The following is a 24,945-nucleotide window of genomic DNA, read 5'->3' on the forward strand; positions in this document are numbered from 1 at the left end:
ATTTGCAGCTGACTGGTATCAACCCAAATTGAATAGATTATACATTATCCTGCGACATATTTCAACTGTTTTTTTATAATTTATTAATCTACTTTTTATGCATTATTTTTCTTTTTTCAGATATTTTAAACACTCATCCTGTATATTTATGCAAAACAATTAATATTATACATTTTCGTATACTTTCTCCCAACTTCGAACAAACTATTCATGAGGTGATAAATCATGATAGATAACAATGAACTTCCCATAGGATTTACCATGGAACTGGCACAGCATTCAGACATTATGGTACGGTTTGCCGGACTCTCCAAAGACGAACAAAACCGCATTATCAACGGTGCAAGAGACATTGAAAGCCGCAATGAAATGAGAAACTACGTAGAGTCCATGTTCCATGAACCCAAAACATCTTTCTTTTAAAAAAGTCCCCGCAAAAACTGATTTATTTGGTTTTATGCGGGGCTTTTGTAATCATTGCCCAAATGAGCTAATATATTATTAATAATCATTCCAATAAGGGGCTATTTATGAATCCATATATGACCACTGCCCAGGAAACAGCTGCTTCCGGCTCTCTTCAGGTAGATGTGGTATCTTCGGAAAATAACTACCCGATCCAGGACGCAGAAATTTCCATCTCCTTTACAGGAGAACCCGACAGCATTTTAGAAACGGTTACTACGGATAGTTCCGGACAGTCCGAAACCGTAAGCTTATCAGCACCGCCCGTAGACTTAAGTTTATCGCCCGGACTGCAGCAACCGTATTCGGAATATACTCTTTTTATCACTGCACAGGGCTTTGAACCCGTGGCCATCTCCGGAACACAGATCCTGGCAGACACGGAGGCGATTCAGCCAGTCCGTATGACTCCTGTCAAAGACGAGACAACTCCAGATGTTCCGATTACCATACCCGACCATACTCTATACGGCGATTATCCTCCAAAAATTGCAGAGGCTGAGGTAAAACCAGTTGCAGAAACCGGCGAAATCGTATTAAGCCGGGTTGTCGTTCCCCAGACGATTATCGTTCATGACGGCGTACCTACCGATCCGACAGCAACGAATTATTATGTCCCTTATGGCGATTATATTAAAAATGTCGCTTCCAGTGAAATTTATGCTACCTGGCCAAGAGAAACAATAATTGCCAATGTTCTGGCAATTATGAGTTTTACCTTAAACCGTGTTTATACGGAATGGTACAGGAATCAGGGTTATGACTTCACCATAACTTCCTCCACCGCCTTTGACCATAAATGGATCTACGGCAGAAATATTTATGAAAGTATATCCCAGATTGTTGATGAAATCTTTAACAGCTACTTATCCCGGCCAGGAATCAAACAGCCAATCTTAACCCAGTACTGCGACGGAAACCGGGTAACCTGTCCAAACTGGATGTCACAATGGGGAAGCAACACGTTAGGACAGCAGGGTTATACAGCCATCGATATTCTCCGTAATTATTATGGAAGCAACATGTACATCAATACTGCAGAGCGGGTTTCCGGTGTTCCCTCCTCATTCCCGGGATCTAATTTATCTATAGGGGCTTCCGGTGACAAGGTCCGCCAGGTCCAGGAACAGCTGGATACCATAGCCGGTGTTTATACCAGAATTCCCCGGATTACGGCAGATGGAATCTATGGAGAAAATACGGCTGAAGCAGTCCGCCAGTTCCAGTCCATCTTCAAGCTGCCGGTCACAGGAGTCATTGATTTTGCAACCTGGTATAAGATCTCCCATATCTATGTGGGCATCACAAGGATTGCCGAATATTCTTAAACTCCATAAAAGAGAGATATTCCGTCAGATGCAGAATCTGTATCCGACGAATATCCCTCTCCTTTTTATTTCAGGAAATCACTTACCCCTCTCCTCCCAGCAGATCTGCAGCAACGTAACCTAAGAGCGCCAGTGCAATTCCTCCCAGAAGTTCATAAATTTCCACTGTTTTCCAAGGCACATCCCATAAAATTACAAAGGGTGAGGAAATCACCAGGCCAATGACCACCCGGTACATCTGGTGTTCATAAAGAGTCAAAAGACGCTCCACCACCCTGGCGAATAAAAGAACACCAGTGAGCATGCCGAAAAAATACGGGAACAATACCATTCCGTTTTTCATAAGACTGTAAAAATCAAGAGCACAGGCTGCTCTGATGCAATCATTGTTCGTCTGTAAAACAGGCTCATAAAAACCCAGCATCATCATAACCATTGAACCGCTTACTCCCGGTACAATCATGGTAGCGGCTGCCAGAAGCCCCACTGCAAAAAGAGTCACACCCCAGTATTTCCCTGACGATAAATATTCCGCTCCTGATGCCATGGCAAAGCTCTCTCCGCTATGGCCGGAAGCGATCACCGTCTCTGCCCAATATGTAATTAAAATTACGATACTGCATGTAATACCGGCAGTTACAATCCCTTTCCATAAGTCATTTTTCTTTCCGGAAAAAGCTTTGCGGGAAAGAGCCGGAAGGCCTCCTCCGATTAATCCAAGAAATGACAGCTTCGTCTGAAGGGGATAGGTATGAAACAGATATTCAAACACCAGCGACAGAAAAATAATGCCTGCAACTGCACCGATTCCGTAAGGAAGGAGAAGCCTTATACTTTTCGCCGGCTCCTTAAAAAGCCGGTTTACTGCATGGATGATCTTATCATAGACACCCATGGTGATGGCCAGTACCCCGCCGCTGATGCCAGGCAGTATATTTGCCACACCAATAATCACACCTTTTAAAAGCTCACCGATATACTTCAAGCAATGCCTCCTGCATTAATCCGTATATCCAATCCTATGCCCCTTTTACCGCTTCTAATACATCTTTTACCTGATTCAGCTTATAATCCGCAAGACTCTGGTCAAATCCATATCTTGTATCAATCACTGCCGCAATCTGAAGCCCTGCCCTGTGTGCAGCTGTTATTCCAATGGTGGAATCCTCCACAGCCAGACATTCTTCGGGCTTTAACCGGAGCTGTCCGGCCGTATACAAATAGATCTCCGGATCGGGTTTGCTCTTTTTAAACTGCTCTCCGCTCACCACTGCCTCAAAATATTCCCGGATTCCATTTTCCTTAAGAACCCGTTCCACCAGCTCCAAATGGGTGGAGGACGCCAGCGCCAGACGGAAACCTGCGTGTTTTAACTGCTTTAATGTATCAGTTACCTCCGCTCGGTAAATGCTGCGGTAATCAATCTCACCATAGATATCCCTCTGGCGGAATTCTGTTCTTAACTCTTCCCAGGTTTGTCCATTGGAAACTGCCCGTTCCACTACCTCCCAGCATTCCTGTTTCGTTGCTCCCACCATTGGATACAGATCCTCCAGCCTCACATCGGGATTTTTCTTTTTTGCAAACTCCAGCTGATATTGCAGATACACACCCTCGCTGTCAATAATAACGCCATCCATATCAAATATCACTGCCTTAATCATAATTCTCTCCTCTGTGCTCATTCTGAATAAGACCATACGACAAAAAGAAGCATCTTGTCAAGTCAAAGAAAAAGAGACAGCCGGAAGATATGCTTCTTTTTCATACCTTCCGGCCGCCCTCCAAACCTCAATATACAGCCGGGCGTTTCACCATAAATGTGCTGTGCCCCAGCTGCCTGAGAGCCTGCTCCATCTTAACCGCATTGTCCATATTTCGGAATGCGCCGACTCGAACTTTGTATAATCCGTCTTCATAAACTACAAATGCAGGAAATCCCTGGGATTTTAATATATCAGCCTGATTTTCTGCCAGAGAACGCACCCGGAAAGCACCGGTCTGTACCTGATAATACTGGATCTGGGTCTCTTCCTGCTGCTGTATGGTATTTAAAATACCACTGGCAATGGCCTGGGCAATCTCCTCAAAGTGATCATCAAAAAGATAATTATCTGCTTCATTATCTATAAATCCAACCTCTGCCAAGACAGAGGGAAGCTTTGTTCTTCTCAGCACTACCAGCCCCGGGCGTTCCACCGTTCCTAAATTGGTAAATCCAACAGCACCAAGGGCTTCACCGATATTCTTAGCAAGCATTCCCTCTACGCCTTTGTTTTCAAAAACAACGGTCTCAACTCCAGATCCGGTTCCTGGAACCGGCATGGCATTGCGGTGAATGGAAACAAATAAATCCGCTTCCGCATCATTGGCCATCATGGCTTTTTCCAGGGGAGTATTATAGGTATCGTCAGTTCTTGTATACCTGACATCAACTCCGTTGTCTGCAAGGATCTTCCCGACAGCAAGCGCAAGTTTTAAGTTATCATCTTTTTCCTGCCGCTCAATATAGGATGCACCCGGGTCCGCACCGCCGTGACCGGCATCTATTACCACGATCTTTCTCTCAGCCAAAAGAAAAACTCCTTTCACATACCTCTATTCTATAAAGTATGTAAAAGAAGTGTTCTCCGTACCATGTTTCAGACCATGATTTAATCATTTTCTCCTAATTCCGCCATAACATCCACGCCCCTTGGTCCAACCGGAGTGGAGAAGACGATCTGGGTACTGGTCTTTCCGTACTTCTGAAGCTGTCCGATGAAAATATCCAGCTCCATGGTGCTTTGAAATGCCACCTTAATCAGCATGGAATAATCTCCCGTCACGCAATTGCATTCCAATACATTGGGTATGGATTCCATGTAGGAATAGAACTGAATTTTATCCACTGGTGACACATCCAGATTCACAAACGCAATGATATGATACCCCAGCTTCATGGGATCCACTGATGCATGATACCCGGTAATAATTTTTTCCCGCTCCAGCTTTTCAATTCTGGAGGAAACAGCAGGCGAAGACAAAAAGGTATTTTCTGCTATGTTCTTTAAAGATGCCCGGGCGTTCTTCTGCAGTGTCTGCACTATTTTCTTATCAATATCGTCCATATCTTCCTCCTTGAATTAAAAAAAGCGCCAGTACCACCAAAGTACTGAACGCTTTTGTTCTAACAAATTAAGCCTAAACCTTATTAATCTTTTCTTATCAATATCATAACCAATTATCAAATACTTGTCAACATTTATTTTATTAAGGACGGCATCTTTTTCATCCGTTCAATGGCTTCCACTGTATTTTCATAGGTTCCGAACGCAGTAAGCCGGAAGTACCCTTCCCCGCTTGGACCAAATCCGCTGCCAGGTGTTCCGACAACACTGGCTTCCTCCAAAAGCCGGTCAAAGAAGTCCCAGGAGGTCATTCCTTCCGGCACCTTTAACCAGATATAGGGAGCATTGACACCTCCGTAAACTTCACAGCCCGCTTCTTTCAAACCGTCATAGATCACCTTTGCATTTCTCATGTAATAGGCAACCTGCTCTTTTAACTGAGCCCTGCCCTCTTTGGAATAAACCGCTGTACCAGCTTTCTGAATAATGTAGGGAGCGCCGTTAAACTTGGTTCCGTGGCGTCTTGCCCATAAGGAATGGAGCATGACCCCTCCCCGCTCCAGTGATTTGGGGATTACGGTAAAGCCAAGGCGCACACCGGTAAAACCGGCATTCTTTGAAAATGAGCGGAATTCAATGGCACAGGTCTTTGCTCCCTCTATCTCATAAATGGTATGAGGTACATCATCCTGAGCAATATAAGCTTCATAGGCCGCGTCGTAAAGAATGACTGCTCCTGTTTCATTGGCATAATCCACCCATACCTTTAACTGGTCTCTGTTAAGAGTGGTTCCTGTTGGATTGTTTGGAACACATAAGTAAATAAGATCCGGGATCTCCTCTGGAAGCTGCGGCACAAAATGATTCTCGGCTGTGCACGGCATATAAATGACGTTACTCCACTTACCGGTCTTTTCATCATATTCACCGGTTCTTCCAGCCATGACATTGGAATCTACATAAACCGGATAAACAGGGTCACAAACTGCAATTTTACAGTTCTGGTCAAAAATCTCCTGAATATTTCCGCAGTCGCTCTTTGCTCCGTCAGATACAAAGATCTCATCAGGCGATATCTGGCAGCCTCTTGCGATGTAATCTTCACCGGCAATCAGTTCTCTTAAAAAACCGTATCCAAGATCCGGTGCATATCCATGAAATGTTTCCGCTGCTCCCATCTCATTCACGGCCCCGTGAAGCTCCTCAATAATTGCCGGAACAATGGGCTGTGTTACGTCACCGATTCCAAGTCGAATCACCTTTTTACCGGGATTTGCCTCTATATAAGCATTTACCTTTTTTGCAATGGTGGAAAACAGATAGCTTCCGGGTAATTTTAAATAGTTTTCATTGATCTTAACCATAGGTTCCTCCTGTTTTTTAAAGATTATTTATGTCGAACTCTCCCTCAAACACTTCCACAGCAGGACCTGTCATAAACACATGACCGCTCCCCTCTCTGTCCCAGTGAATGGTCAGATTTCCGCCTTTTAAAGATACTTCAACCGTATTGCCGGTGCGTCCGCATAGCGCGGAAGCGACAGCGCTGGCTGTAGCTCCAGTACCGCACGCCCACGTCTCCCCGCTTCCTCTCTCCCACACCCGCATGCGGATGTGCTCGGGACTCATAACCTGAATAAATTCAGAATTGGTACGCTCAGGAAAACGCTCATGATTCTCAAATCCAGGCCCGACAGACTCTAAATCCAGACTGTCAATGTCATCCATATAGTAAACTGCATGGGGATTTCCCATGGAAATTCCTATAAATTCATAATCCGTGCCATTCACACAGATTGGTTCCGGAACAAGGCTGGTCACCTTGGGAATGCCCATATCTACCGTTAAAAGAACTGCCTTTCCGTTTTCCTCCGTCACTTTTAAACGCTTGATTCCTGCACCGGTTTCCACATCAAACTCTGTCTTTTCAACCAGATGATGGTCGAACACATATTTTCCCACGCATCGGATTCCATTGCCGCACATGGGGCTCTCTGAACCGTCCGCGTTAAACATGCGCATACGGCAGTCAGCTGCCTCGGACGGACAGATCAGAATCAGGCCGTCCGATCCGATTCCGAAATGCCGGTCACTGACTAATTTTGAAAGCTCTGCCGGATTCTCAACTGATTCTTCAAAGCAGTTAATATACACATAATCGTTTCCGATTCCCTGCATTTTAGTAAATTTCATCTTAATCCCCCACTGTTAAATATTAATAAGGCTCATGATCATCTGGGCAGTCTCCACCATATTGGTTCCGCTGTCCATGCTGCACTTTTGAATGTAACGGTGTGCTTCTGCTTCTGTCATATGGTTTCGTTCCATTAAAAGTTCCTTGGCCTGCTTAATCAGTTCCTGTTCTTCTCCGCTTCTTTCCTTTGGCTGGCTCTTTAATTTCTTCCGCCTTTTTGCCAGAGATTCCATCATCATCTCTATGGTGCTTAAAAGATCCTGAACCTTTAAGGGCAGTCCAAGACAGACCACATCGTCCGGCGCTCTGCCGCTCCACTGGCTGGGAGATGCCACAAGAAGCATCAGCATCCCTTTGGGAAGACATTCATAAATCTCCTGATACACCATATCTGCAAATCTGCAGCCGCATATCACGATTCCGCTGCCCAGTTCATCAGCACTGTTCACTGCCTGAGCGCCGGAGGTGCAGACTGCCGAGACCGTAAAGCCGTTTTTCATAAGAATATTCTTTATATTTTTCGCATCCTCTGCCTTTGAAAATGCCACAATCACATTGGTCAAACACTCTCACCTCCAGATAACAGTATCAGGGAACTTAAATCTGTCAATACTTGTATAAGTATTCTTCCACTTCCCAGTCCGTTACCTGTGCACGGAACACACGCCATTCGGCTTCCTTTGCTTCCAGGTATTTGGTATAAATGTGCTCGCCCAGAACTTCCTTCATAAACCAATCCTTACGGAACGCTTCAATGGCCTCTCCCAGTGTCTCAGGCAGCTGCTCGATTCCCTTTGCAGCCATCTCCTCCACAGACATGGAATAACCGTTGCAGTCCACGCTTTCCGGCGGAGCCATCTTCTTTTCTATGCCGTCAAGACCTGCTGCCAGACAGGCTGCAAGGGCCAGATAGGGATTTACTGCAGAATCCGGGCTGCGCAGCTCGATCCGGGTACTTTCCCCTCTTGCACATGGAATCTTGATCAGAGAACTGCGGTTTGAACGGGCAGACCATGCCACATAAACCGGAGCATCGTATCCGGGAACAAGACGTTTATAGGAATTGACCAGCGGATTGGTTAAAATCGTCATTCCCTTCATGTGATGGAGAATTCCCGCCATAAACTGATATGCAGTCTGGCTTAACCCCAGCTCATCCTCTTTATCTTCAAACATGTTCTTGCCTGATAAATCAGAAAGGGACATATTAATGTGCATGCCGGAACCATTGACTCCTGCCTTTGGCTTTGGCATAAAGGTGGCATGAAGTCCGTGGCGCTTTGCAATGGCCTTGACTGCCATCTTAAATGTCATAATGTTATCAGCTGTCACCATGCCTTCTGCATACTGAAAATCAATCTCATGCTGTCCTGGTGCGATCTCGTGATGGGAGGCCTCAATCATAAAGCCCATCTCTTCCAGAGTGAGTATCATGTCTCTGCGGACATTCTCCGCCTGGTCAATGGGAGCCACATCAAAATAGCCGGCCATTTCGTGAGTATCCGTGGTTGGACGTCCCTCCTCATCCATATGGAAGAGAAAGAATTCACATTCCGGACCTGCATGAAAAACAAAGCCCATGTCACTGGCTTTTTTCAGTACCTTCTTCATTACGAACCTGGGATCTCCTTCAAAAGGAGTCTGGTCCGGGCAGTGTACATCGCACATCAGTCTTGCAACTTTCCCCTGCTGGGGACGCCATGGGAATATCTCAAAGGTATCCAGATCCGGATAGAGATACATATCAGATTCTTCACTTCTAACAAAGCCCTCTATGGAAGAACCATCAAACATACAGCGGTTTTCCAGTGCTTTTCCCAGCATATTCTTTGTGATTGCCACATTTTTCAGCATGCCGAATATATCCGTAAACTGAAGACGGATAAATTCCACATCTTCTTCTTCCACAATGCGGAAAATATCTTCTTTGCTATACTTGCTCATAAAACACTCTCCTTTTCTCATGATTGAATAAAGAGCCCCGGATTTATCGGGACTCTCCGCCACTTATGCGATCCTTGCGGAGCGTCTCTGCTCTATGGGGAACGAAGTTCCTATAGAAAATAATACCAGAAAATGGGGTGGGCAAACACAGCCTCACTACAATGGACCATCTTCGCACCACCCCGTCATATGTGTAAAATATAACAGCTGGAAAAAATTTTGTCAATGTGTTTTTTCATTCCTGCTTTGATACCGGAGAGCCCGGACCGCATTTAAGATAGCAAGTACGGATACCCCCACATCACCGAAAACAGCTGCCCACATGGTGGCAATTCCTGCAGCTGACAGGATTAAAATCAGCACCTTTACGCCTATGGCAAAGATAATATTCTGCTTCACAATGGCCACTGTTTTTCTGGCAATCAGGATCGTATCAACCAGCTTTGTCAGCTCGTCGGTCATGATTACCACATCAGCTGCTTCAACGGCTGCGTCGGAACCGATCTGACCCATGGCAATTCCCACATCTGCACGGGCGAGAACCGGAGCATCATTGATTCCGTCTCCCACAAACGCCAGCGCTGCATCCTTATGTTTCTTTGTCAGCAGTTCTTCCACTTTTCCCACTTTATCACCAGGGAGGAGACCTCCGTGAACCTCATCAAGTCCAAGCTTTTCTCCCACCAGTTTTCCCACTTCCGGTTTATCGCCGGTAAGCATCACAAGCTTTTTCACTCCTGCTGCCCTTAAGCCCTTTAATGCCTTTGGTACGTCTTCCCTGATGGTATCTGATATGGTTACAGAACCGAGATAAGTGTTTTTATCTGCTATATAAAGCGTGGTTCCTGCCGCCGAATCTGCAGCGTTTACAGCGATCTTCTGCTTCTCCATGAGTCTGGCATTCCCGATATAAAGCTCTCTTTCCTTATTCTGTGTATAAACGGTTGTTTTTACTCCAAATCCTGCAAGTTCTTCTGCTGTCCCCACCTTTGACTGATCCAGTGGCTTTCCATAAGCTTCTTTCACTGATTGGGCAATTGGATGGTTGGAATGGAATTCTCCATATGCGGCCAGCTCTAACAGCTCTTCCTTTGTTCCTTCCAGAGGATCCACGCTGGTAACCTGAAACTTTCCGGTTGTGAGAGTCCCTGTTTTATCAAATACCACCGTATCAAGGTCTGCCATAGCTTCCAGATAGTTGCTGCCCTTTAAAAGGATTCCCTGACTGGAGGCGGCTCCAAGCCCTCCGAAAAAGCTTAACGGAACCGATATGACCAGTGCGCAGGGACAGGAAACAACTAAAAAGCTGCAGGCACGGTAAATCCAGGTTCCCCAGTCACCGTTAAAAAGGGGCGGAATCACAGCAAGTAAAACAGCAAGCACTACGACTACCGGAGTGTATACCCTTGCAAATCTGGTAATGAAATTTTCTGCCCTTGCCTTTCTGGAGCTGGCATTCTCCACCAGTTCCAGGATTTTAGCAACGGTGGAATCATCAAACTGTCTGGTTACCTTTACCTCCAGAACACCGTTTAAATTAATGGATCCGCTTATAACGGTATCCTGTTCCTTTATCTCTGCAGGCATGGATTCACCAGTCAGTGCTTTGGTATCAAGACTACTGCTGCCCTTAACCACGATACCGTCAAGCGGCACCTTCTCTCCCGGCTTTACTACAATGATGTCATCAACAGCCACTTCATAGGGATCAACCTTCTCTTCTACACCGTCACGAAGCAGATTGGCATATTCCGGATTAATGTCCATAAGATCCGTTATGGATTTTCTTGACCTGTTCACTGCATAATCGTTAAACAGTTCACCGATCTGGTAAAACAGCATAACACCGACAGCTTCTTCCAGAGCCCCGATTCCGATTGCACCAAAGGTTGCCACAGACATCAGAAAGTTTTCATCAAAAAACTGACCGTTTCTGATATTTCTCACCGCTCTTAAGGGAATATCATAGCCTGCTGCCAGATAAGAAATAATAAACAGGATCCAGTACCAGTAACTTCTTCCCTCAGCTGCCATGGCAAGAGCAAAGAATGCGGCACTGATTATCAGCCTGATTCCCATAATTTTCTGTTTTTTAGTCATAACTGCTCCTTTTGCTTACCGAAGTACTTTAAATTCTGCTTCCGGCTCAATCTTATACGCTGTTTTTCTGGCTGCTTCCATGATCTCATCCACTCTTGCCTCTTCTACTTCCATGGTTAATCTCTGAGTCATGAAGCTTAAGGAGGCGTTTTCAACACCGCTTAATTTTTTTACCTCTTCTTCGATTTTAGCCGCACAGTTTGCACAGCAAAGGCCCTCTAATTTAATAATTTTTTTCATGTTTTATCCTCTCCTTTTTCCTATATTTTATTACGAATTTCTTATTCGCTGATATGCTCCATTCCCTGAGCCAGGATTGTTTCAATATGACCATCTGCCAGGGAATAAAAAACCGTCTTTCCTTCCCGTCTGGATTTCACCAGCCGCATCTGCTTTAACACACGAAGCTGATGGGAAATAGCCGACTGCCCCATCTGAAGCAGATTGGCAATATCACAGACGCACATCTGTGACTGGCTGAGTACATAGAGAATTCTCACTCTTGTCGGGTCTCCGAATATTTTAAAGAAATCTGCAAGATCCATCAGCTGCTGGTCTTTGGGCATTACTTTTAAAACCTGATTCACAACATTCTCATGAACGCAGATAAAATCACACTGGTCTATCTCACCGTCCTGAATGACTCGTTTTTCTTCTGCCATCTGGAACCTCCTTATATTAATATATGAATATCTGTTCATATGTTTATATTATCATTTTTATTTTATTTGTCAAGTACCTTTTGCCAAACTATTGACAGTTTTTTCCTGCGGTGATAGACTATAATTCCTTTTCCATATCTAAACTCACATCTCAAATTCAGGAAAAGAGAATATTGAAACCACGGTAGAGTCCCCGGAAAGGAATTCCGGAGAGCTGTGCTGGCGATTTTGCCTGCACTGACCGCTTGGAAAGATATTAGGACGTTCTGACCAGTTATGACAGATCTCCCGCCTGCCAGGGTAGGAGCTGCCCGCTGCCGGAATGAAACGTTCACAAATATTACTGCCAGGAGGAATTTATATGATTCAAGTGGAACACATGAACAAGACTTTTAAAGTCGCAAGAAGAAGTGCCGGATTTTCCAATGCGGTAAAGGCGCTTTTTCACAGGGAGACCGACACGGTCCATGCTCTTTCAGACATCTCCTTTCGCATCGGAGACGGAGAGATGGTAGGCTATATTGGCCCCAACGGTGCCGGAAAAAGCTCCACCATCAAAATTTTAAGCGGAATTCTGACTCCGGATAACGGAACCTGCCTGATTAACGGCCGGATTCCATGGAAGGACCGGAAGGAACACGTAAAGGATATCGGCGTTGTATTCGGGCAGCGTACCCAGCTATGGTGGGACGTTCCTGTTATTGATTCCTTTGAACTGCTCCGCGACATCTACGACATCCCCAGACACCAATACTTAATTACCCTGGAAGAGCTCACCAGACTTCTTGCTTTAGAAGAGATCATAAAGACTCCGGCAAGACAGCTTTCTCTCGGTCAGCGCATGCGCTGTGAAATTGCAGCATCTCTTCTCCATACCCCAAAGATCCTCTTTCTTGATGAACCCACCATTGGACTTGATGCAGTTTCCAAGCTTGCAGTCCGGGACTTTATCAGAAAGTTAAACCGGATTCATAAAACCACGGTTCTTCTTACCACTCACGACATGCAGGACATTGATGCCCTTGCAGACAGGGTTTTGCTGATCGGGAAAGGCCGGCTGCTTTTGGACGGAACTCTCTCAGATCTAAAATCCCGCTGTGAACCCCCATGTGCCACCTTAGATGAGATTGTTGCTTCCCTTTACCGGGAATTTGAGATTTAGGAGGGAACAGGATGAAAAAATACTGGTCTTTTTTCCGCATCCGGTTTATCAGGGGACTTCAGTACCGCACCGCCGCTGTGTCCGGCATGGTGACACAGTTTGTATGGGGAGCCATGGAAATCCTTTTATTTAAGGCCTTCTATGAAGCATCTCCGGAAAGCTTCCCCATGACCTTTCAAGCACTTTCCACTTATGTGTGGCTCCAGCAGGCATTTCTGGCGCTGTATATGGTCTGGTTCTGGGAATCGGAGCTTTTTAATTCCATCGCAACAGGAGATGTGGCCTATGAATTATGCAGACCGGTCCGCCTTTATAACATGTGGTTTGTAAGAGGGCTGGCAGTCCGGCTTTCAAAAGCAGTGCTGCGCTGCATGCCGATCCTCCTTTTCTCCTGGTTTCTTCCAGCTCCCTACGGGCTCACCCTGCCGGGGGATCTGACAACCTGGGCAATCACTCTTTTGTCCATGACACTGGGACTGCTTCTCATCGTAGCTTTCAACATGATTGTTTATATGTCCGTGTTTTACACCGTTTCCTCACAGGGGATCAAGCTGGTCATTACTTCTTTAGCAGAATTTTTAGGAGGAGCTGTCATACCCATTCCCTTTCTTCCCGGCCATGTACGGAAAATCGTAGAATTTCTTCCCTTCGCCTCTGCACAGAACGTTCCTTTCCGGATCTTTGGCGGCGATTTAACAGGACCTGATCTGTATAACAGCATCATAAAACAGGTATTCTGGCTGTTTGCATTTGTGTTCATCGGACGGTTTCTGGAAAAACGGGCATTAAAACGGGTTATCATACAGGGAGGCTGAAAGGAGAATCTCATGAATTTAATCAGGCTTTATGTAAATTTTTTTCTTATGCATTTAAAAAGCATGATGCAGCACAAAGTTTCATTTTTCATGACAATAACTGGTCAGTTTTTAATCTCCTTTAATATCTTTTTAGGAGTCTACTTTATGATGACCCGTTTCCATCAGGTGAAGGGCTTTTCTTACAGTGAGGTACTGCTGTGCTTTTCCATTACTCTGATGGCCTTTACACTGGCAGAAACCATATTCCGGAGTCTGGATACCTTTGAGACCATCATTGGAAACGGAGAATTTGACCGTATTCTCCTCCGTCCAAAAAACAGTCTGTTTCTGGTTCTGTGCAGCAAGATCGACTTAACCCGCTTCGGACGTCTTCTACAGGCTGTTGTCATGCTGATTTACGGAATATCCTCCAGTTCCATATCCTGGACACCCCTTCGCTGCCTCCTTGTAGTGCTCATGATTCTTGGAGGAATCTGCGTCTTTGCTGCCATCTACTTAATTTTCGCATGCTTATGCTTTTTTACTTTGGAGGGGCTGGAATTTATGAATGTATTTACAGACGGCGCCAGGGAATACGGGAAATATCCCATAGGCATTTATGGAAAAAATGTACTTTTTATCTGCACCTGGCTGGTCCCCTTTGCCTTATTCCAGTATTATCCCCTGTTATATCTCACAGGCAAATCAGAGAATGCCTGGTTCGTATTGCTTCCGCTTTGCTGTGCACTCTCCCTGATTCCTGCATTCCTTTTATGGAATTTCGGGCTGAGACACTACCAGTCCACCGGTTCCTGATCATAGAAAATGCATCCGTTCAGCCCTTTTATGGCTGATACGGATGCATTACCATATCTGTCTTTTTCAATTATAAAATTAATGTCCGCAGGATTCTCCATGATGACCGCATTCGTGCTCTTCACTTCCTTCATGATGATGATCGCAAAGAGTATCCGGATCAAATTTAAGGTTTCCTGACAGCAGAGAACTCACTGCCTCATCTGCATTCCCCTCCACTCCCGGATATAGCCGGATGCCTGCATCAGACAAAGCATTTCTCGCTCCTGCACCAATTCCTCCGCAGATCAGAGTCTTCACACCCAGCCTTGTTAAAAAGCCTGCAAGTGCGCCATGTCCGTCTCCATTGGTATCTTTGATTTCCTGTGATACCACGTTTTTATCTTCCACCTCATAGATTTTAAACTGTGTGGTTTGTCCAAAATGCTGAAATACATTTCCTCTGTCATAAGTTACCGCTATCTTCATTCAATGACCTCCTGTTTCTTTTATTTCGTATTAAGGATATCATAAAATCATTTTGATCATACGTCAATAACTTTTGCCCTGTTATTAATAATTCGTCCAAATAATGTTGTAAAAACCACCATGGACACGGTTACACTGATGAAATCCGATATAGGCTCCGTATAAAAAATATAATTGACGCCAAACCATGCCGGCAGCGTTACTGCCCCAATCAGGAAAATTGTTTTTCTGAACATGGAAAGAGAGATTGCCGCCTTTGCAGCTCCCAGACCGGTAAATCCGTCTACAATTACATACTGAAGTGCCAGAGGTATAATTCCCATGGTATAGACCTTTATTCCTCTGACAGTTAAATCCACATAAGACTGGTCTCTTGTGAAAATATGTACAAAGAACTGGGGAACCGTATGTGCAAGAATGAACATCACAGTGGTAAAACCAACCGCAAGAAATGCAATATACCGTTCTGCCTGTCTGATCCTTCCCGGCCTCCCTGCCCCTAAATTAAAGCCAAGGATTGTCTGGGTTCCTGTTGTAATTCCGCCTAACGGCATGGTTACCATCAGCATAAAGCTCTGAACAATGGTCATACAGGTAAGCAGCTTCTCTCCGTTTCCCTCCCCGCCGTAATGCATAATCACAGTATTGAGGGATATGATGAGTACATTGTCAAATGCAATAATAAGGAAAGGAGAAAGGCCTAATGTCAGAATTCTCTTTACAACTTCCAGGTCATAGCCCTGAAAGGTTATCTGAATGGGCGGAGTTCTTCCAAAAAGGAACCGGAGAACATAGATACAGGATATCATCTGGGATATCACGGTTGCAATTGCGGCCCCCCTTACCCCCAGTCCAAACACAAAAATGAACAGCGGGTCCAGGATAATATTACTCACGGCCCCAAAAACAACGGATTTCATGGCTGTCCTGGCATACCCCTGACATACAATAAAGGGATTTAATCCTGTGGAAAACAAAGCGAACACCGTCCCGGTGAGATAGATGGAAAGATATTGATCTGCGTAAGGAAATACTGTCTTTCCAGCACCGAACCACACCAAAAGGCGGTCCTTAAGCAGAAAAGAAACAGCCATTATGAAAAGAGAAAAAAAGAGTAAGAGCAAAAAGCAGTTGGCAAGAATCTGTCTGGCAGCTCTCTGGTTTTTTTCTCCCAGACGAATGCTCATAAGCGGTGATCCGCCTGCGCCCACTAAAAAAGCAACAGAAGAAATCAAGGTTACAATAGGACCACAGATTCCAACTCCTGCCAGGGCGGCTTCCCCGATCTTTGGGATATTTCCGATATACATACGGTCTACAATACTATATAAAACACTGACAAACTGAGCCAGCATGGAGGGAACCGCAAGCCTCCATACCAGCCCTTTTATATGATCTGAATTTAAATCGTTTTCTGTTTTCACCTGTAACTCCGTTATCTTGTCTGATTTGTTATCTCTCCCTGCGAACCGAATGTATAAGAGACATTATCGATTACCATGGTTTTATCATGAACCATGATGCCGTTCGAATCAAGATAATACCATTTCCCGTCTGTCTGGATCCAGCCGGTCTGTTTTTCATGGTTTTTCATGTAGTACCGTTCTCCGTCAATGGTTTTAAATCCATCTGCCGGAATAAGAGCGCCATAATCTGCAAAGGACAATTCAATGGTAACATCTCCTTCGATACCATCCACCCTTCCTTTATCCGTACACTGCCAGATGGTCCTGTTCTGGCATTCATTGACGGTTCCGTATCTGGCATACCATACATCATAAGGAACCTGGCTCATATCAATATGAAGTGACAGCCATTTATTGTTTGCGTATACAATGGGACGGTAGCCTGCATCTGAAATGGTTTTGCAGAATGCATTGATGTTATCCGTAATCTGCTGTCTGGAAAGTTTATTATCAAGAAGATACTGGGATTCCACATCATAAGCGATTGGGTAGGAGATCCGGTAATCCTTTACCTGACGAAGCACGTACTTCGCCTCTTCCACTGCAGTCTGCGTATCAAGAGCCTGTGTATAGAAGAACACGCCGGTCTTGATCCCGTTTTCCGAAGCATGTTTCATATTTTCGGAAAAATACGGGTCCATATCATTTAAGTAGCCAATCCGCACCATGGCAAAAGAAACCCCGTCCTCCGCTACCTTCTTCCAGTCAATTCCACCGTTTGCCTCATTCTGTCTGTTCTGGTATTTGGTTACTGTGATTCCCTTTTCCAGAACTCCTGTAATGGGATTACCGGATGCATCAATATATTGTCCGTTTTCCAGTTTCCAGGCTTCTGCCGAAAAACCATTTAAAGGGGTTGCAAATGCCTCAGAAGCCATAAGACAGGCAACCAGATACGCGGCAATCCTCAATCTTATGTTTTTTTTCATGGTATCCTCCAATTACTGCTTTTAATCTGTTTAATCTTTCTCTTTCCGGAACGCATCCACATCATGAATTAAGGTCTTCACGCTGTATAAGAACCGGTCAAATGCACCGAATTTATAAATATTGATGATCAGCATGCCTACGGGAACAGCAAGTATCATACCGGCGATCCCGCTTATTTTAAAGCCCAGATATAAAAATAATAATGTCATTAACGGGTCCAGCCCCATGGTATCGCCTACGATCTTCGGCTGAATGATCTGTCTTAATACCAGAGTCAGAACATAGATCACAATCAGACCGACTCCAAAGGCGTACTCTCCCGAAACGATCCGCAGCAATGCCCACGGTATCAGGATGGTTCCGGTTCCAAGTATGGGAAGGAAATCAAGTACTGCAATAAGAACCGCAAGCAAAAGTGCATACTTCACTCCCAAAACCAGAAAGCCCGCTGCCAGAACACCGGCGATAATAAACATAATTTTAAACTGTGCCAGGAAATAACCTCCCACCAGATGCTTTACGTCTTTTTTAAGATAATGATAATATCCCGAAAACCCCTTAGGCATATACCGTTTTACAAATGTAAGAATCTTATCCCGGTCCACGATAAATATATAGGAAGAAAATATGGTTACAACGATGTAAACCAATGCCGCAGGGATACTCTTTACCACATTTCCCGCAGCCATAAAGGTGGGAGATGCGATTTTCTGTACCATGACATTTAAATACTCGCCGATATGCGTTACAAATACATTCACTGAGTCCTGAACCCCCTCAGGGAGAAAACGCAGGACGTTTTCCGCCATTAAGAGCATTTTCTGAACTTCTACCCAGGCCGATTCGTAGTAAAGGGGGATATCTTCCACAAATCCCGCTGCTTCGCTAACCAGTTTGGATATGAGAAAATAAAAAGCCGCAATAATCAGAGCCAGTACTGCAACTACAATCAGAACAGAACTGTGCTTTCTCACAAGCTTCAGTCTTTTCTCCAGCAGACGCACCAGCGGATTAGCGATCACCGAAATCACCCAGCCGATTACGAAAGGAAGAAAAAAATTCAGTATTCTCGGTCCCCACACACAGATGAAATAAAAGAACACGATAGGGATTATAATATTCAAAATGATTCTGCAATATTTTTTTACATATTCCATGCTTATCTCCTGCCTTTATGATACCCCCAAAAGCCCAAGTGATAAATACTATGATAAAAGAAATTTCTCCAGGAAATCGTAAAGCTTTTCCATCTCTTCATCCGTCCCAATGGTGATCCTTAAATGATTATCAAGCCCTGGCTGTTTAAAGTAACGAACGAAAATCTGTTTTTCTCTCAGTGCCAGATAAATATCCTCCGCTTTTTTCTCCTTATGGCTGGCAAATATAAAATTCGCCATGGAATCCGGGAAAGTAAATCCCAGTTCACTGAGACGTTTTTTCGCTTTCTCTCTTGTAGTTATAATTTTTTTAATGGTTTCTTTAAAATAGCCGTCATCCTTCACTGCTTCCGCTCCCAGAATCTGGGAAGGCATGTTCATGGTGTAAGAATTATAGGAATATTTCACATCATTCAAAGCCCGTATCAGATCTTTGTTTCCCATGGCATATCCGATCCGCATTCCTGCCATGGACCGGGATTTGCTGAAGGTCTGCACTACCAGAAGATTTTCGTATTTTTTAATCAGCCCGGCAGCACTTTCACCGCCGAAATCAACGTAAGCTTCATCCACAATCACAACGGAATCCTGATTATGGGCAATAATGTCTTCCACTTCACTTAACGGCATAAATACACCTGTAGGCGCATTGGGGTTAGGAAATATGATTCCCCCATTCTCTCTGTAATAATCTTCCTTATGAATGAGAAAGTTCTCATCAACAGCAGGTGTTTCATAAGGAATGCAAAATAACTCCGCCCATACCTTATAAAACGAGTAAGACACATCAGGAAATAAGACTGGTTTCTGAGAATTAAAAAATGTCAGAAATGACATGGCGATGACATCATCGGAACCGACTCCCACAAAAATCTCATCTTCCTCCATCCGATAATATTCGCAAAGTGCCTTAGTCAGAACTGCGGATGCAGGATCCGGATATTTGCGGAACTTATCGTAATCCATCTCATCCATAGCCTTTTTTACAAACGGAGAAGGCGGATAGGGGTTTTCATTGGTATTCAGTTTCACTAAGTGCTCTCCCTTTGGCTGTTCACCTGGAACATAAGGGGTCACCGCCCGGATATTGGCCTGCCATGCTCTCATCTTAAGTCCTCCTTAACGGCTGTAAGTCCATATTCCTGTGCAATCCTTTTAAATGCCGGAAGCGAACGTTCAATCTGTTCATAAGAAACACAATAGGCGATACGTGCATAACCAGGACATGCAAAAGCACTTCCCTGCACCAGAAGAACCCGGTGCTTCTGGCAAAATTCACAGAACTTCTTATCATCCTCCGGAGTCTTTATAAACAGATAAAATGCTCCTTCCGGCTTAATACACGGAAAGCCGTATTCTTTTAAGCTGTTGTAAAGAAGTTCACGGTTTTTATTATAAGCAGACAAGTTCACTTTTTCATCCACACAGCGCAGAATCACTCTCTGCATCAGAGACGGAGCATTGACACAGCCAAGTACACGGTTTGAAATGGCAGCTGCGGCAATCACAGCCTTTGAATCCTCCACTTCATCCGGAATCACCAGATATCCGATTCTCTCCCCTGGAAGAGATAAGGATTTACTGTAAGAATAGCAGACGACCGTATTCTTATAAAAAAGCGTCACATAAGGAACCTCAACACCGTCATATGCAAGCTCCCGGTAGGGCTCATCTGAAATCAGGAGTATGGAAGTCCCATACTCGTTCTCTTTCCGTTCCAGAATGGCTCCGATCTGCCGCAGGGTTTCAGAAGAATATACCACTCCTGTCGGATTATTGGGCGTATTTATGATTACAGCCTTGGTCCTTTTCGTTATACTTCGTTCAAAATCCAGGAGACCTGGCTGAAAAGTTTCTGTATTGGGCGGAATAACCGTAAGTACACCGTCGTAATTGCGTACGTAAGAACCGTATTCCATAAAATAGGGTGCAAACACGATCACTTCATCGCCAGGATCCAGAATGGTTTTTAAAATCACATTCAGGCCGCTGGCTGCACCCACCGTCATAAGAAGATTGCCCCCATGAAAATGAGTCCCGAACCGCCGGTTGATGGAAGCTGCAATCACTTCCCTCACATCATCAAAACCAGCGTTGCTCATATATCCATGAACCATGGTTGATTCTTCCTCGTTCATAATATCAATGATTGCCTGTTTTACTGATTTCGGTGCGGGTACATTGGGATTTCCAAGGCTGAAATCATAGACGTTTTCTGCACCATATTCAGCGGCCATCTTTTTTCCTTCTTCAAACATGGCGCGGATGGCGGAATTGTTTTCTACAAGGGGTCTCATCTTGTCTGCTATCATATCATTATTCCTTCCTTTATCCTGAAATGGTTTACGTGGATTATAACACATATGAAAAAAGAGGTCCATTCTTAATTTACAATTCCTGATCTGTACTGAGGGCCGTATTTAACAGGGAAGCTCTCACTCTGGCGTAGCATTCCTCAAAGTCTTCATCCTGTACCCGTATAACAGTCATCCCCGCCCGGACAGGAAGAAGTGCTTTTGACGCCTGGCTCATCATCTGGTATCTTAGTTCCTTTAAAATGCGCCTGCATTTTATTTTTATATCCTCTTCTCTGATGTTCCGGCACAAAATCAGAATTTCATACTCACCATCCAGACACATAATGTCATCTTCTCTGAAAAACCGTTTCATAAACAGTGCCTGTTCAAGAAATGACTGTCTGGCATACTTCATCCCGGCAGCATCTGCATTTTCACTGTTGAATGAAAACAAAACAAGACCTGAGGTTAAGAATCTGTGGCGTGATAAATAATTCTGCATTCTTCCCACTGCCGCCTCACGGTTCTGGAATAAACGTACCCCCTCCGGCAGCATGGGAGTTCTGCATTCTTCCACCTGGCTGTACAGCTCGCCAAGCTCTTCAATATCCAGCATAACTCCATAAAGGAAACTGTCCCCTGATTTTACAGAAAGTCTGGAGTGACAGAGAATCCATTTGTAACCGTTGCGTGTCAGGATACGGTATTCCACACCCTTTAAACTCTCATCCGGACTTAAAGTTTCAGTCATGAGCCTGATTTTTTCCCTATCACCCGGGTGTATCATATTTAAAAGCCGATTCTGGAACAGCTCAGCCAGCTCATTGCTGCTGTAGCCAAGTATTTCAAGAAAACGGGGGCTTGTATACAAAAACTCCATGTCTTCCGTTTTTCTGCAGCGGTAATATCCACCCAGCATTCCGGAACTTAAAAACTCCAGCTCATCATTCTTAAACCGCAGGGTCCTGTTGGCTTCCTGAAGTCTCTTCTGTGCCAGTACCGTATCGGTAATATCCATACAGGCGCTTACAATTGCAAACCTGCCGTCTTCTGCCTGTACCACCCGGCCTTTCGCCACCATCCACAGCCATGTTCCATCCTTCTTTCTCATTCGGTGGCGGAAGGTATATTCCATGCCAGGGGCCATAAAGCGCAGCGAATGCCCCTGTATCATATTTAAATCTTCCGGGTGAAGGAGGTTTCGTCCCAGGCCGTCAACTTCTCTGGTAAATTCCTCGTAGGAATCATAATTTAAAATGCGAAGCATCTCATTATTGGCAAAATACAGAGGAAGTCCCTTATCGCAGTAGACTCCTATCAGGCCTCCCGGTGCCATCTGGGCAAAAATGGCGCTTGCTGCCCATTGATTCTCTTCAGCAATATTATTAAACGAAATATTCCTGCCTGCAATCTTTAATACATCTCTCAGCATCTTCTGGGAGTCTTTGAGCTTCTGCCTCTGCTCCATCTGTTCTGTCGCATCCCTTACCGCCCCATAGTAAAGGCGGTGGTCATCCTGTTCCCGCAAAAAGAAGACGCGAAGATGCACCCACATCAGTTCTCCGCTGTTACGGTAACGCCTAAATGTCCCTTCCGCGCCCTGCAGCGGGTTATTGTATGCCTCTTCAAAGATATTAAGAACCCAGTCCATATCCTCTCTGTAAACCTTGTTTAACACATACCGTTTCCGCTCTTCCATATCAATGGGATTGTCTCCGGTTACACGGTAATATTCTTCATTCACCCTGAGAATCTCGCAGCTGTCCTCAAAGATCTCATAGAGCGCAATGGCACCAAGCATATTATTAAGCATAGCTTCACTGATAATATTTTCATTAAACAGATCTTCCAGTTTCAGCTGCTTTAGCTGGCGTGCCTGGATTCCTCTGTAATCTAAATTGTTGTCTTCTTCCAGCAGCTTTTCCAGTACATCAACAGGAAGAGGTTCATGATAATAAAAGCCCTGTCCGTAAATACAGCCGATATTAATCAAAAAATCCACCTGTTCTTTTTCTTCCACACCCTCTGCTATGACCTTTAACTGCATCACTCTGGCCATACGGACAATGGTTTCTAAGATTCCCATGCCTCTGCCCTTGCTGTTCTCATTCATATCAAGGAATTTGGTGTCGATCTTGATTACATCCACATTCACATCCTTTAACATATTTAAGGATGAATATCCGCTTCCAAAGTCGTCCATAAATACAGGGAAGCCGGCCCTTCGCAGATCCTCCACAACTTTCCGGATCAGATCATAGTCTTCCGCATATGCACTTTCCGTAATCTCGATTTCCAGATACTTGGGATCAATCTCATAGCGGCTTACCAGCTGTTTAAACTTCTCAACCACGTCAATAGCATAAATATCCATGCGTGACATATTGACGGAAATTGGGATGGGACGCCGCCCTGCTTTGATCCAGGTATTTAACTGTCTGCATACCAGTTCCCAGACATACACATCCAGATATGTAATAAAACCGTTCTGCTCCAGCAGCGGAATGAATTCTCCGGGTGATATAATACCTTTTTGCGGATGCTGCCATCTGACTAAGGATTCCAGACCTATAATCCTGCCGGTCAGCATGTTGCACTGGGGCTGGGCATAGAATATGAACTCCTTTTTCTCAAGGGCTCTCTGAATCTCAGAAAGAAGAACCTGGTCGCTTTCCATCTTCCGTTTCATTCCGGGATCGTACCAGCCCACACGCTTCGTATAATTACCCTTTACGGAATTAAGCGCTATGGCAGCTCTGTCGTACATCATGCTGACAGGAAGACTTAAATCCTCCACCCGGTACACACCAAAAGCAGGCATAAACCCTGCATTACCGCCATACTGCTTGGCATATACGTTAATTACATCCTCCAGTTCTTCCAGCACGGATAAATCTTCCGGAATGAGAATAACAAAATCATCTCCGCCCATATAACCGGCGACAGAGGAGTAAAATTTCTCAATCTCTTTTAAGTAATCCCCGATTCTTATTAAAAAGCGGTCCCCTTCCTCTTCTCCATACCACTCATTAAACAGCTTAAAATGTTCAATATCGATTGCAACCATAAAAAAGCCGGTGGAATCGGGTTTCTTTAACAGCTGGTCAGCCTTCTCAAAGAATGGGCCGTAGCGGTAAAGACCGGTCATGGAATCGGTCTCTTCTCTTATCACCCTGAGCCGCTTTTCTTCTTCCTCATCCTTTTTCTTTCTCTCATCGATATCCTGGATATAACACATGATAATGGTATCCAAATCATCCCGGCAGCGGAAGAGAACCAGAATCAGGTTTACCCAGCAGTATCCGTCACCAGGCATCTTTCTGCGGAACTCTCCCTTTAATACCCTCCCGCTTTTCTTTAAGCGGTCGGCCATTGTAGATAAATCCCAAAACTCTTCAAAGCTCTGCTTTTCATCCGGGTGGACCATAAAATTCAATGCTTCTGTCAGAATCTGGTCCAGCCGTCCTTCCTCAGGCGATAAATCCAGTTTATCATTTTCATGAAAAAGAACCTTATAAGTATTCGATAAAAAATTCAGTTCAATCAGTCCATCATATACCGTCGTCTCTGTAAGATGGTAGAACATATTTTTATTTTTTTCATCCACAGGCCGGGACATAATAAGCCTGCTGTTTTCACTGCCCGGCCAGTCAATCATTCCGGAGGACACCGCCATCCATGTCTGAGTGGCAGCATTATAACGAATCACATGACCGCTGTTCTCATCAATCCACGGGCAGTCCTTACAGGGATCCGATACAACTCCTATTCCCTGATAGCAGTACATTCCTACCTGTAAATCCGGATAATATAATTTTGCCATATCATTGAGATATACAATCTTGTAATCCTGGTCAATTATGTAAATACCAGCTTCTCCGTTTTCACACGACATACGCTTCATAAGCTCCCGCCTCTCCTGCAATATATCTTTTATGCAGTAACTAAATTAAGGTATATTATAGTATGAAAACGCTGTTTTCGTCAACACGTTAACAATACACCACAGCAGAATTTTTATTCAAAATCAATAATAAATATTCATATTT

Annotated in this window: 23 protein-coding genes; 5 read left to right on the forward strand and 18 right to left on the reverse strand. The window is 44.5% G+C overall.

The genetic code is table 11. The annotated features are described in order from the left end of the window. The first annotated feature begins 225 nt into the window (after positions 1-225). Both V7D18_RS12080 and V7D18_RS12085 read left to right on the forward strand, forming a co-directional pair. The gene (locus V7D18_RS12080; RefSeq protein ID WP_117416544.1) at positions 226-423 is read left to right on the forward strand and encodes a hypothetical protein; all 198 of its coding nucleotides are present in this window, start codon (positions 226-228) and stop codon (positions 421-423) included. Between the two features lie 107 nt (positions 424-530). Continuing rightward, positions 531-1,793, forward strand: coding sequence for a peptidoglycan-binding protein (locus V7D18_RS12085; protein WP_426154525.1), 1,263 nt, complete (start codon positions 531-533; stop codon positions 1,791-1,793). An 82-nt stretch (positions 1,794-1,875) separates the two neighbouring features. On the opposite strand, the gene V7D18_RS12090 is transcribed toward V7D18_RS12085, so the two are convergent. From V7D18_RS12090 to V7D18_RS12140, 11 genes are all read right to left on the reverse strand, one after another. Continuing rightward, positions 1,876-2,778, reverse strand: a complete 903-nt coding sequence (locus V7D18_RS12090) for a DUF368 domain-containing protein (RefSeq protein WP_426154526.1) — start codon at positions 2,776-2,778, stop codon at positions 1,876-1,878. 34 nt (positions 2,779-2,812) lie between these two features. After that, positions 2,813-3,457: an HAD family hydrolase gene (locus V7D18_RS12095; RefSeq protein ID WP_426154527.1), complete on the reverse strand. Its 645-nt coding sequence runs from the start codon at positions 3,455-3,457 to the stop codon at positions 2,813-2,815. 127 nt (positions 3,458-3,584) lie between these two features. Further along, positions 3,585-4,367 carry an N-acetylmuramoyl-L-alanine amidase gene (locus V7D18_RS12100; protein WP_426154528.1) on the reverse strand — a complete coding sequence of 261 codons (783 nt, stop codon included), beginning with the start codon at positions 4,365-4,367 and terminating at the stop codon, positions 3,585-3,587. Between the two features lie 80 nt (positions 4,368-4,447). Then, positions 4,448-4,903 carry an Lrp/AsnC family transcriptional regulator gene (locus tag V7D18_RS12105; protein WP_426154529.1) on the reverse strand — a complete coding sequence of 152 codons (456 nt, stop codon included), beginning with the start codon at positions 4,901-4,903 and terminating at the stop codon, positions 4,448-4,450. A 134-nt stretch (positions 4,904-5,037) separates the two neighbouring features. Then, positions 5,038-6,267: an LL-diaminopimelate aminotransferase gene (locus V7D18_RS12110; protein WP_426154530.1), complete on the reverse strand. Its 1,230-nt coding sequence runs from the start codon at positions 6,265-6,267 to the stop codon at positions 5,038-5,040. Between the two features lie 16 nt (positions 6,268-6,283). Continuing rightward, complete coding sequence (gene dapF, locus V7D18_RS12115) at positions 6,284-7,096, reverse strand: diaminopimelate epimerase (protein ID WP_426154531.1); 813 nt, start codon at positions 7,094-7,096, stop codon at positions 6,284-6,286. Between the two features lie 15 nt (positions 7,097-7,111). Continuing rightward, positions 7,112-7,660 carry an ANTAR domain-containing response regulator gene (locus V7D18_RS12120; protein WP_426154532.1) on the reverse strand — a complete coding sequence of 183 codons (549 nt, stop codon included), beginning with the start codon at positions 7,658-7,660 and terminating at the stop codon, positions 7,112-7,114. A gap of 43 nt (positions 7,661-7,703) precedes the next feature. Beyond that, complete coding sequence (gene glnA / locus V7D18_RS12125; RefSeq protein WP_426154533.1) at positions 7,704-9,041, reverse strand: type I glutamate--ammonia ligase; 1,338 nt, start codon at positions 9,039-9,041, stop codon at positions 7,704-7,706. 222 nt (positions 9,042-9,263) lie between these two features. Continuing rightward, the gene (locus V7D18_RS12130) at positions 9,264-11,141 is read right to left on the reverse strand and encodes a heavy metal translocating P-type ATPase (protein WP_426154534.1); all 1,878 of its coding nucleotides are present in this window, start codon (positions 11,139-11,141) and stop codon (positions 9,264-9,266) included. 15 nt (positions 11,142-11,156) lie between these two features. Next, positions 11,157-11,381 (reverse strand): cation transporter, encoded by a 225-nt coding sequence (locus V7D18_RS12135; protein ID WP_426154535.1) that lies wholly within the window; start codon positions 11,379-11,381, stop codon positions 11,157-11,159. Between the two features lie 41 nt (positions 11,382-11,422). Beyond that, complete coding sequence (locus V7D18_RS12140) at positions 11,423-11,803, reverse strand: ArsR/SmtB family transcription factor (protein ID WP_426154536.1); 381 nt, start codon at positions 11,801-11,803, stop codon at positions 11,423-11,425. A gap of 361 nt (positions 11,804-12,164) precedes the next feature. On the opposite strand from V7D18_RS12140, the gene V7D18_RS12145 reads away from it, so the two are divergent. The 3 genes from V7D18_RS12145 to V7D18_RS12155 are packed head-to-tail and all read left to right on the forward strand — an operon-like array spanning position 12,165 to position 14,578. After that, on the forward strand, positions 12,165-12,965 hold the full coding sequence (locus V7D18_RS12145; protein WP_426154537.1) for an ABC transporter ATP-binding protein: 801 nt from the start codon (positions 12,165-12,167) through the stop codon (positions 12,963-12,965). A gap of 11 nt (positions 12,966-12,976) precedes the next feature. Then, positions 12,977-13,780 carry an ABC transporter permease gene (locus V7D18_RS12150; RefSeq protein WP_426154538.1) on the forward strand — a complete coding sequence of 268 codons (804 nt, stop codon included), beginning with the start codon at positions 12,977-12,979 and terminating at the stop codon, positions 13,778-13,780. 12 nt (positions 13,781-13,792) lie between these two features. Next, entirely contained in the window at positions 13,793-14,578 is a 786-nt protein-coding gene (locus tag V7D18_RS12155) for an ABC transporter permease (RefSeq protein WP_426154539.1), read from the forward strand. Between the two features lie 78 nt (positions 14,579-14,656). Here V7D18_RS12155 and V7D18_RS12160 read toward each other — a convergent pair whose 3' ends face one another. The 7 genes from V7D18_RS12160 to V7D18_RS12190 all read right to left on the reverse strand — a co-directional run bounded on the left by V7D18_RS12160 (position 14,657) and on the right by V7D18_RS12190 (position 24,800). Continuing rightward, complete coding sequence (locus tag V7D18_RS12160; protein WP_426154540.1) at positions 14,657-15,046, reverse strand: NifB/NifX family molybdenum-iron cluster-binding protein; 390 nt, start codon at positions 15,044-15,046, stop codon at positions 14,657-14,659. Positions 15,047-15,102: 56 nt separating this feature from the next. Further along, a complete protein-coding gene (locus tag V7D18_RS12165; protein WP_426154541.1) occupies positions 15,103-16,470 on the reverse strand; it encodes an MATE family efflux transporter in 1,368 nt (455 codons plus the stop codon). 11 nt (positions 16,471-16,481) lie between these two features. Then, a complete protein-coding gene (locus V7D18_RS12170) occupies positions 16,482-17,441 on the reverse strand; it encodes a GH25 family lysozyme (protein ID WP_426154542.1) in 960 nt (319 codons plus the stop codon). A 30-nt stretch (positions 17,442-17,471) separates the two neighbouring features. Further along, on the reverse strand, positions 17,472-18,599 hold the full coding sequence (gene ytvI, locus V7D18_RS12175) for a sporulation integral membrane protein YtvI (RefSeq protein WP_426154543.1): 1,128 nt from the start codon (positions 18,597-18,599) through the stop codon (positions 17,472-17,474). A 48-nt stretch (positions 18,600-18,647) separates the two neighbouring features. Continuing rightward, positions 18,648-19,706, reverse strand: coding sequence for a histidinol-phosphate transaminase (gene hisC / locus V7D18_RS12180; RefSeq protein ID WP_426154544.1), 1,059 nt, complete (start codon positions 19,704-19,706; stop codon positions 18,648-18,650). Continuing rightward, complete coding sequence (locus V7D18_RS12185) at positions 19,703-20,911, reverse strand: pyridoxal phosphate-dependent aminotransferase (RefSeq protein WP_426154545.1); 1,209 nt, start codon at positions 20,909-20,911, stop codon at positions 19,703-19,705. Before V7D18_RS12185 ends, hisC begins: the two co-directional genes overlap by 4 nt. A gap of 76 nt (positions 20,912-20,987) precedes the next feature. Continuing rightward, positions 20,988-24,800: an EAL domain-containing protein gene (locus V7D18_RS12190; RefSeq protein ID WP_426154546.1), complete on the reverse strand. Its 3,813-nt coding sequence runs from the start codon at positions 24,798-24,800 to the stop codon at positions 20,988-20,990. Positions 24,801-24,945 lie beyond the last annotated feature (145 nt).

Origin of the sequence: Lacrimispora sp. 38-1 (assembly GCF_049890855.1) — a bacterium.
Taxonomy (GTDB): domain Bacteria; phylum Bacillota; class Clostridia; order Lachnospirales; family Lachnospiraceae; genus Lacrimispora.